This is a genomic window from Micrococcus sp. HSID17227 (genome assembly GCF_003989405.1).
GTDB lineage: Bacteria > Actinomycetota > Actinomycetes > Actinomycetales > Micrococcaceae > Micrococcus > Micrococcus luteus.
In genome coordinates, this window is sequence record NZ_RBLN01000467.1 from 1 (window position 1) to 870 (window position 870).

Here is an 870-nt window from a genome sequence, read left to right on the forward strand (position 1 = left end):
CCTACGCCGAGCTGGCCCGCGCCGGCTACGCACGCATCCTCTCCGTCCACCTGTCCGGCGAGCTCTCCGGCACCGTGGAGGCCGCGCGCCTGGCCGCCGCGGACGCCGAGCGCCCGGTGACCGTGGTGGACTCGCGCACCGTGGGCTTCGCTCTGGGCACGGCCGTGGTGGACGCCGCCGTGGACGCGGGGGTGGGAATGCCCGTGGCCCGCATCCGCGAGCGGCTCGAGGCCACCGTGGACTCCAGCCACGTGCTGTTCACGGTGCCCAGCCTCGAGCAGCTGCGCCGGGGCGGGCGGATCAGCGGGCTCGCCTCGCTGCTGGGCACCCTGCTGCAGGTGCGCCCCGTCATGGCCGTCGACGACGGCGCGATCGGCCTGGTCGACCGCCCGCGGTCCGCGGCCCGCGCCGTCGACCGGCTCGTGGAGCTCGCGGTCGAGAGGGCCGGAGAGGACCCGGTGCGGATCGCCGTCCACGAGTACGGCGACCCCGAGACGGCCATGCAGCTCGCGGAGCGTCTGCAGCCGATCTCCACCACACCCGTGCCCGTCGTCGAGCTGCCCGCCGTGCTCGCCGCGCACCTGGGCCTGGGTGCGCTGGGCGTGGTGATCTGCCCACTGGAATCGCCCACGGGGGGCTCGGGGGACTGAGGCCGCCCGTGCAGGAGCGCAGCGGAGACGGGCGCGTCCGTTCCTGCACACCGCCCCGGACCGCGGTGGTCATCCCCAGGCCGGGTACGGGACGCGCCCGGCTCAGACGCGGGGACGCAGACTGCCCGCATGAGCCCCAGCCACCGCCTCTGCGACGATCCGCCCGCCTTCGCCCCGGACCCCGCGGCCGTCCCCGACGTCGACACGGCCGGCCCGCACG

General features: G+C 76.6%; 1 protein-coding gene. It reads left to right on the forward strand.

The features are described from left to right. Positions 1 to 650: DegV family protein (locus D8M29_RS12680; protein ID WP_148111634.1), on the forward strand; the 650-nt coding region annotated here is incomplete at its 5' end. Between the last annotated feature and the right edge of the window lie 220 nt (positions 651 to 870).